Below are 8,718 nucleotides of genomic sequence, written 5' to 3' on the forward strand. Positions count from 1 at the left end.
GATTAGAAATGAGGGAGGGATGAACTGGGTTAGTAATAGGGTGTGCCAGTAGTAAAGAAAACATAGTATAGTAAGGAGGGAACGGTGTTGGAGGAGAAACTAGATATTTTTCAAGACATTGTTGAGCGTACAGGAGGTGACGTTTACTTAGGCGTAGTAGGACCTGTGCGAACTGGAAAGTCAACATTCATAAAAAAATTCATGGAAACATTAGTGCTGCCAAACATTGAAGAAGAGAATGAACGGGACAGAGCTACAGATGAGCTTCCTCAAAGTGCTGCAGGCAAAACAATCATGACTACAGAGCCCAAGTTCATTCCCAATGAAGCAATAGAAATAAGCGTGCGCGAAGGAGTAGAAGTTAAAGTAAGGTTAGTTGATTGTGTGGGTTATACTGTGGACGGGGCACTGGGCTATGAGGAAGAGGATGGCCCGAGAATGGTGACTACTCCTTGGTTTGAAAATGAAATTCCTTTTCAGGAAGCTGCTGAGATAGGTACCAGAAAGGTGATTGAAGATCACTCTACTATTGGACTGGTCGTTCTTACAGACGGGTCAATCTCAGACATACCAAGAGAAAACTATGAAGAGGCTGAGGAGCGAGTAATCGCTGAGCTAAAAGAGCTAAATAAACCATTTTTAGTTATCCTAAACTCAACAAACCCCTATAGTGCTCAAGTATCAGAGCTAGCAGGTGAGCTAGAGGAAAAATATGATGTGCCAGTGTTGCCAATAGATTGCCTCAACCTAACAGAAGATGACATTCTAAAGGTATTAGAAGAAAGTCTCTACGAATTCCCAGTCAAAGAGGTAAACATTAGTTTGCCAAAGTGGGTGGAAGAATTAGAGTACAGTCATTGGCTGAAAGAGCAGTTTGAAACAGCTGTTAAAGAAAGCGTGGGGCAAGTTAAAAGGCTTAGGGATATAGATTATGCTCTAGAGAACCTGAGTGTCTATGAATTTGTTAAGGCAGTAAACTTGACTAATATGGATCTAGGAACGGGAGTAGCTTCAATTGACCTAAAAGAATCAGAAGGACTATTCTATAAGGTATTGCAAGAGGTAAGTGGCTTTGAGATTGAAGGGGAGCATCACCTATTGAGCCTCATGAAAGAGCTAAGTGTGGCTAAGCGTGAATACGACAAAGTTGCCCAGGCACTCCATGAAGTGGAAGAGCATGGCTATGGAGTTGTCACACCACAAGTTGATGAAATGACTTTAGATGAGCCTGAGCTAATTAGAACAGGGGGCAGATTTGGAGTAAAGCTTAAGGCAAGTGCGCCTTCTTTACACATAATCAAAGCCAACATAAACACAGAAGTTACACCGCTTATTGGCACTGAGAAGCAGTGTGAAGAGCTGGTTAGATACATTGAGAATGAGTTTGAAGAAAACCCCACAAAAATTTGGGAATCCAATATTTTCGGAAAGTCCTTGCATGAATTGGTTCGTGAGGGTATTCAGAACAAACTATATCGCATGCCAGACAACGCTCAGACCAAACTGCAGGATACACTGCAGCGCATTGTCAATGATGGCAGTGGTGGACTCATATGCATTATAATCTAAAGTCGGCTAGTCCGACTTTATTTTTTCTTTCAAAATAGGTTGACATAAGCGTCTAGTATTGATATACTACTGAAAAACACATACGTTTTCTTATCCAGAGAGGTGGAGGGACTGGCCCAATGAAACCCGGCAACCGGCTCACATGAGCAATGGTGCCAAATCCTGCAGGTGTATACCTGGGAGATAAGAGAGGCTTTTTGCTAAGTACAACCACCCTCTTCTTATCTAAGAAGAGGTTTTTTGTTTACCAAAAATAAATGAGGAGGTAATGTTGATGACCAAAGAAGAAAACTTAAAGTTAGATACCCTAGCAGTACATGGAGGCCAGCAGCCTGACCCTACAACTGGCTCAATGGCAGTACCTATTTACCAGACTACTTCTTATGCTTTTGAAAGTAGTGAGCATGCAGCTAATCTTTTTGCCTTAAAAGAACCGGGAAATATATATACTAGGATTATGAATCCTACCACGGACGTTTTTGAAAAGAGGATAGCCCTATTAGAGGGTGGGGTTGGAGCTTTAGCAGTAGCTTCAGGACAAGCAGCAGAAACTCTAGCAATACTCAATCTAGCTAAGGCTGGGGATGAAATCGTTGCGGCTAACAGCCTCTACGGTGGCACCTATAACCTATTTACCCACACCTTGCCCAAAATGGGAATCAAGGTTAGGCTTGTAGATCCTGATAACCCTGAAAACTTTAGAGAAGCTATTAACGAAAAGACAAAAGCTGTATATGGAGAAATCATGGGTAACCCTAAGCTTAACGTTTTGGATATAGAGAAAGTAGCCCAAATAGCTCATGAAGCTGGAGTTCCTCTGATTGTAGATAACACAGTGGCTACGCCTTACCTGTGCAAGCCCTTTGACTTTGGCGCAGATATTGTGATCCATTCGGCTACCAAATTTATTGGCGGCCATGGAACTAGCATAGGTGGTGTAATTGTGGACTCGGGGAAATTTGATTGGAGCAATGACAGGTTTCCCGAATTTACAGACCCTGACCCAAGCTACCACGGAATCAAATTCCACGAAGCATTTGGACAGTCAGCATTTATTGTTAAGGCTAGAGTACAGCTACTGCGAGACATAGGAGCGTCCATCAGTCCCTTTAATGCCCATCAACTGCTCCTAGGCTTAGAAACCCTGCATTTGCGGATGGAACGTCACAGTGCTAATGCGCTGGAGATAGCTCAGTACTTAGAAGAGCACCCAGAAGTGAGCTGGGTCAGCTATCCTGGGTTAAAAAGCCATCCATCTCATGAGCTAGCGCAAAAATACTTAAAAGCTGGTACAGGTGCAATTATGACCTTTGGCTTAAAGAGAGGAAAAGAAGCAGGACCTAAATTTATCGAAAACCTAAACCTATTTTTCCACCTGGCAAACATAGGAGATGCCAGATCTCTAGTAATTCATCCGGCAACAACCACTCATCAACAGTTAACAGAAGAGCAACAGATTAGTTCTGGAGTTACCGGGGATATGGTTAGGCTGTCAGTGGGTATCGAAGCGGTGGAAGATTTGAAAGCAGACTTAGATAATGCTCTAGAAAAGTGCAAGTTTATTGAATAATAGTAAAAATTCAAAATCGGAAAATAGGGGCGTAAGCCTCTATTTTTCTATTATTAAGTATTGCAAAAGCTGGATAGAGTTGCTATAATGTCTATCATACATAGATAAAAATCCACGGCTGAGAGACAAGGGAGTGGCTAATTTGAAAAAACAAAAATTTTTTATGATTAGCTCTGAGATACTGCCAGAAGCAATCATGAAAACTGCTAAGGCAAAAGAGATACTGGCAAAGGGTGAAGCGGAAACAGTAAATGAAGCAGCGGAATTGGCTGGTATTAGCAGAAGTGCATTTTACAAATACAAAGATGGGATTTTCCCCCTTTACAGAGACAGTCACAACAAAATTGTCACCATTTCTCTTGATTTAGAACATAAAAGTGGTGTTTTGTCAAAAGTACTTAACTCAGTTGCAGCTGAAGGTGGAAACATTTTAACCATAAACCAAGGACTGCCCCTACAAGGTCTCGCCAATGTGACCCTATCTATAGAAACTACAGAGATGAATGTGACAACAGAGGATCTTTTAAACACTTTAGGTGATATAAGCGGTTTAAAGAACCTCAAGGTTATAGGGCAAAGTTCTCAAATATAATAAGCTAAGAAATGGAGGAAGGAGAAATGGAAATGAAAACAATAAAAGTTGGAATTATGGGTATGGGAACAGTAGGAACAGGAGTTATGAAAATTATTGAAGCACAAAGGGAATATATTTACAATAAGATTGGGGTCAACCTAGAAATCAAGAAAGTACTAGTGAGGGATGTAACTAAAGAGCGCAACATACCAGTACATCCGGAGGTATTGACGGATAACTATGAGGACATTACCAAAGACCCTGAGATTAAGATATGTATAGAGGTAATGGGTGGCGTAGATACAACCAAAGACATGCTTCTAGATGCTATTGAAAATGGCAAAAGCATAGTAACAGCAAACAAGGATCTAATGGCTATAAGTGGCAAAGAGATCTTTGAAAAGGCTTATCAGGCTGGAGTAGATGTGAAGTTTGAAGCCAGTGTAGCAGGTGGTATTCCCATCATCAGACCTCTAAAGGATTGCTTAGCTGCTAACAGAGTTTCTGAGATAATGGGGATTATCAACGGTACTACAAATTACATTCTGACTAATATGACAGAAAAGGGCAGCAACTTCCAAGATGTGCTCAGAGAAGCTCAAGATTTAGGATATGCTGAGGCTGACCCAACTGCGGATATAGAAGGCTTTGATGCAGCGCGAAAAATTGCTATTCTAGCTTCAATTGGATTTAACACTCGAGTTACTTTAAACGATGTTCACGTAGAGGGCATCACAAAAATAACTTCGCAAGATATAGCCTATGCAAAAGAGCTGGGTTTTGTGATAAAATTATTGGGAATAGCAAAGGCAGAGCCCGGTGAAGTAGAAGCAAGAGTTCACCCTGTATTTATTCCAAAGAACCATCCACTAGCAGCAGTTAACGATGCATTTAATGCAATCTATGTCAAAGGGGATGCGGTGGGAGAAACTATGTTTTATGGACCAGGAGCTGGAGAAATGCCTACTGCCAGTGCAATCATGGGCGATGTGGTAGAAGTAGCTCAAAATATTAAAACCGAAACAGCTGGTAAGAGATACAACTGCACATGCTTTGAAAAGAGGAGAATCAAAACTATTGGCGAAATGGAAGCTCAATACTATATCAGACTGACAGTGAAAGACCAGCCTGGGGTATTAGCATCTATTGCTAGCGTCTTTGGCAACCAGGGAGTGAGTATTGGCTCAGTAGTTCAAAAGCGTCGTGGAGAAGAAATGGCAGAAATCGTATTAATTACCCACGGGATTAAAGAGCAAAACGTTCAAGATGCACTTCAAATAATTCAAGGGCTTTCCACTGTGGAAGTAGTGAGCAATGTTATTAGAGTAGAAGGGGGAAATAACTAAAAATGTGGCCAGGAATAGTAGAACACTATAAGGAGTTTTTACCGGTAAATGAAAACACGCCAAAAATATCCCTACAAGAGGGTAATACTCCTTTAATTCATGCAAAAAACATTTCTAAAATTGTAGGTGCTAATGTATACCTAAAATATGAGGGGCTAAACCCTACCGGTTCTTTTAAGGACAGAGGTATGGTAATGGCAGTAACAAAAGCAGTTGAAGAAGGCGCTAAGACTATTATGTGTGCCTCAACAGGCAACACATCCGCTGCAGCTGCTGCCTATGCAGCTAGAAGTGGACTTAAGTGTGTTGTTTTAATACCTAACGGAAATATAGCCCTAGGAAAGCTTGCACAAGCCCTTATATACGGTGCTGAAGTTATTGCAATCGATGGCAACTTTGACGAAGCCTTGAATATAGTAAAAAACATTACTGAAAAACATCCGATAACCTTAGTTAACTCAATCAATCCTTACAGGATTGAAGGACAAAAGACATCAGCCTTTGAAATTTGCGATACACTAGGTAAGGCACCTGACTACTTAGCTATTCCAGTTGGAAATGCAGGTAACATCACAGCTTACTGGAAGGGCTTTAAGGAATATAAAGAAGCAGGTAGAACTGACAGCACACCTAAAATGCTAGGATTCCAAGCGGCTGGAGCAGCACCTATTGTAAAAGGTGAGCCTGTTGCAAATCCAGAGACAATAGCTACTGCTATTAGAATAGGAAACCCAGCAAGCTGGAAGGGAGCAGAAGAAGCAATCAATAGCTCTCAGGGTTTAATTGACAGTGTCACTGACGAAGAGATTTTAGAGGCATATAAACTTCTTGCAAGCACAGAAGGAGTTTTCGTGGAGCCAGCTTCAGCAGCATCAGTTGCAGGTCTACTCAAGTTGCGAAAGACTCGTAGCTTCAATTCAGACGATACTATAGTTTGTGTAAACACAGGAAATGGATTAAAAGATCCAGATACTGCTCTTAAAGCAATCAACTACAAGCCTTCTGTGATAGAGGCTAGCGAAGAAGCGGTATTAAATGCTATAATGTAAATGGTCAGGGGGACAGAACATGGTTACACTACGAGTGCCAGCAACTTCTGCGAATGTGGGTCCAGGGTTTGACGCAGTAGGTTTAGCTCTAGATCTTTATAATTACGTTACAATTACTGAGAGCGAGAAGTTTGCTATTAACATAAGCGGAGAAGGCGCGCAGGATATAGAATTGGGAACTGATAACATAGTATACAAAGCTGCGCAACGGGTTTTCGATGAAACCGGATTTAAGTGTAAAGGTCTTAACATTAAATTAGAGAATCATATCCCAGTAGCTAGAGGGCTTGGCAGCTCAGCTGCAGCCCTAGTAGGTGGGGTAATGGGTGCCAATATATTATCCGGTAGCCAATTGACCAAGCAAAAGCTACTAGAAATAGTAACAGATATAGAAGGACATCCTGATAATGTGGCTCCAGCCCTTTTTGGTGGACTAGTAACTAGTACTATATTAGACACTGGAGACATAGTATGGAGAAAAGTAGAGTTAGACAGAGATTGGAAATTTGTTGTGGCAATTCCCGACTTTACACTTTCCACAAAGTTGTCTAGAGAGGCATTGCCTGAGCAAATTCCTTTCACTGATGCTGTTTACAATATAAGTAGAGTAGGGCTAGTAGTTTTAGCCTTTCAAAATCGGGACCTGAGACTTTTAGGGCAGATTATGGAGGATTGTCTCCATCAGCCTTATAGAAGTGCGTTAGTCCCAGGAATGACTGAAGTTCTAAAAAAAGTAAAGCAACAGGGAAGACCTGTTGCACTTAGTGGCGCGGGACCTACAGTTCTGGCTATTGCTGATTTTGATAAAGAGGCCAGGGAAATAGGCAAGCTGATGGCAGATACCTTTGCTGAGCATCAGGTGAACTGTTTGATTCAAGTATTAGATCCTAATAATACAGGGGCAGAGGTAATATAATAATAATTTAAAATGGAGGTCAACCTTAGATGAACGATATAGTAGTGCAGAAATATGGCGGAAGCTCAGTTGCTAATCCAGAAAGGATCAAGCGGGTTGCAAAAAGAGTAGTAAAAAGTCATCAAGAGGGGAAAAAGATTGTAGTAGTAGTGTCGGCCTTAGGTGATACTACTGATGAATTGATATCCTTGGCAAAGCAGATAACTGACGATCCTCCAGAGCGGGAGTACGATATGCTCCTATCTACAGGGGAGCAGGTTTCCATATCACTGCTTGCTATGGCAATTCAGAAGCTAGGACATCCAGTTATCTCGTTAACTGGACAACAGGTAGGTATCCTCACTGATGGCGTTCACAAAAATGCAAAAATCCTGAGTGTGGATTCTAAGAGAGTTGAGCAGGAATTAGAAGAGGGTAACATAGTAATTGTAGCAGGATTCCAGGGTGTAAGTATTGATAATGAGATTACTACATTAGGTCGAGGTGGCTCTGATACTACAGCTGTAGCATTAGCGGCATCCCTAAAAGCGGAATGCTGTGAGATCTATACTGATGTTGACGGAGTTTATACAGCAGACCCAAGAATGGTGCCAAAAGCAAAGAAGCTCAATAGTATATCCTGTGATGAAATGCTAGAGTTAGCTAGCTTAGGGTCAGGAGTACTGCAACCACGGGCGGTAGAATTTGCAAAAATACACAAGGTAAATCTATGTGTGAGATCAAGCTTTAATTATAATGAGGGAACAATTATTCAGGAGGTAAGCGAAATGGAAAAGGAAATAGTAGTTAGTGGAGTAGCGCATGATGACAATGTAGCTAAATTTGCACTCTATGATGTGCCAGACAAGCCAGGTGTAGCCACAACGCTATTTAAAGCCCTAGCTGATCAAAATGTAAATGTGGATATGATTATTCAAAGTGCCGAGCGCAATAGTGTTAACGATATCTCATTCACTACAACTAAAGACGATTTACAAAAGACAATCTCTGTTTTAGATAAGCTAACTGCTGAAATTGGCGCTAGCAAATACAAGTATGAAGACGATGTGGTCAAGATATCTATAGTTGGAGCAGGGATGATTACTAACCCAGGTGTGGCAGCTATGATGTTTGAAGTATTCTCTGAAGAGGAAATTAACATCGAAATGATTACTACATCTGAGATTAAGGTTTCCTGTATTGTAGATAAGGAGCACACTAAAAAGGCTGTATTGGCATTGCACAAGAAGTTTGATTTAGACGATACTGAAAGTGACATGGGTAGCGCATCGTAAATAGCTAAATTATCCGCTTGACAATAATATATAGAAATGGTACAATTGCTTTTGTGTCGGGGCGTGGCTCAGCTTGGTAGAGCGCTACCTTGGGGTGGTAGAGGTCGTCGGTTCAAATCCGGTCGCTCCGACCAGTTATATCAAGGCTTTCAGGGATTAAGAAAAAACAAAAAATCAATTGACAGGGCAACCGACAGGGTAACCGTTTAAAATAAAAAAAGTACCCTCTGATATATTCTATCAGGGGGTTTTTTGTGTGCGCCCGGCATGGTCGGTAACTTGGCGGTGAAAGTCCGCTGTGGGCTTGGTAGTGGGAACCACTAGCCAAAGGTTATGTTAATACTTCCGTTATGTAAAGAAAAGCTGCCTCTTTCAGTACACAACGGAAGCGAGGGCAAGATTTCTTTACATAATCATCTG

General features: G+C 41.4%; 7 protein-coding genes, 1 tRNA gene and 1 riboswitch. All 8 genes read left to right on the forward strand.

The features are described 5' to 3' along the window. Positions 1-87: 87 nt before the first annotated feature. The 8 genes from spoIVA to GGQ84_RS05555 all read left to right on the forward strand — a co-directional run bounded on the left by spoIVA (position 88) and on the right by GGQ84_RS05555 (position 8,432). The gene (gene spoIVA, locus GGQ84_RS05520; RefSeq protein WP_429160250.1) at positions 88-1,569 is read left to right on the forward strand and encodes a stage IV sporulation protein A; all 1,482 of its coding nucleotides are present in this window, start codon (positions 88-90) and stop codon (positions 1,567-1,569) included. Positions 1,570-1,656: 87 nt separating this feature from the next. Next, positions 1,657-1,759: riboswitch (SAM riboswitch) on the forward strand. Between the two features lie 84 nt (positions 1,760-1,843). After that, positions 1,844-3,139, forward strand: coding sequence for a homocysteine synthase (locus GGQ84_RS05525; protein ID WP_429160252.1), 1,296 nt, complete (start codon positions 1,844-1,846; stop codon positions 3,137-3,139). 142 nt (positions 3,140-3,281) lie between these two features. Next, the gene (locus GGQ84_RS05530) at positions 3,282-3,731 is read left to right on the forward strand and encodes an ACT domain-containing protein (protein ID WP_429160254.1); all 450 of its coding nucleotides are present in this window, start codon (positions 3,282-3,284) and stop codon (positions 3,729-3,731) included. A 26-nt stretch (positions 3,732-3,757) separates the two neighbouring features. Then, the gene (locus GGQ84_RS05535) at positions 3,758-5,059 is read left to right on the forward strand and encodes a homoserine dehydrogenase (protein ID WP_429160257.1); all 1,302 of its coding nucleotides are present in this window, start codon (positions 3,758-3,760) and stop codon (positions 5,057-5,059) included. Between the two features lie 2 nt (positions 5,060-5,061). Further along, positions 5,062-6,108, forward strand: coding sequence for a threonine synthase (thrC, locus tag GGQ84_RS05540; protein WP_429160259.1), 1,047 nt, complete (start codon positions 5,062-5,064; stop codon positions 6,106-6,108). Positions 6,109-6,127: 19 nt separating this feature from the next. Beyond that, positions 6,128-7,024 carry a homoserine kinase gene (gene thrB, locus GGQ84_RS05545; RefSeq protein WP_429160262.1) on the forward strand — a complete coding sequence of 299 codons (897 nt, stop codon included), beginning with the start codon at positions 6,128-6,130 and terminating at the stop codon, positions 7,022-7,024. Positions 7,025-7,053: 29 nt separating this feature from the next. Beyond that, complete coding sequence (locus tag GGQ84_RS05550) at positions 7,054-8,298, forward strand: aspartate kinase (RefSeq protein WP_429160264.1); 1,245 nt, start codon at positions 7,054-7,056, stop codon at positions 8,296-8,298. A 57-nt stretch (positions 8,299-8,355) separates the two neighbouring features. Continuing rightward, positions 8,356-8,432 (forward strand) — tRNA-Pro (locus GGQ84_RS05555). Positions 8,433-8,718 lie beyond the last annotated feature (286 nt).

This window comes from Desulfitispora alkaliphila, assembly GCF_050433185.1.
GTDB classification, from domain to species: Bacteria; Bacillota; Desulfitisporia; order Desulfitisporales; family Desulfitisporaceae; genus Desulfitispora; species Desulfitispora alkaliphila.

Coding starts and splice junctions, on each gene's coding strand:
- thrB (WP_429160262.1), top strand. CDS start 6,128: ATGGTTACACTACGAGTGCCAGCAACTTCTGCGAATGTGGGTCCAGGG.
- GGQ84_RS05525 (WP_429160252.1), top strand. CDS start 1,844: ATGACCAAAGAAGAAAACTTAAAGTTAGATACCCTAGCAGTACATGGA.
- GGQ84_RS05550 (WP_429160264.1), top strand. CDS start 7,054: ATGAACGATATAGTAGTGCAGAAATATGGCGGAAGCTCAGTTGCTAAT.
- GGQ84_RS05535 (WP_429160257.1), top strand. CDS start 3,758: ATGGAAATGAAAACAATAAAAGTTGGAATTATGGGTATGGGAACAGTA.
- thrC (WP_429160259.1), top strand. CDS start 5,062: ATGTGGCCAGGAATAGTAGAACACTATAAGGAGTTTTTACCGGTAAAT.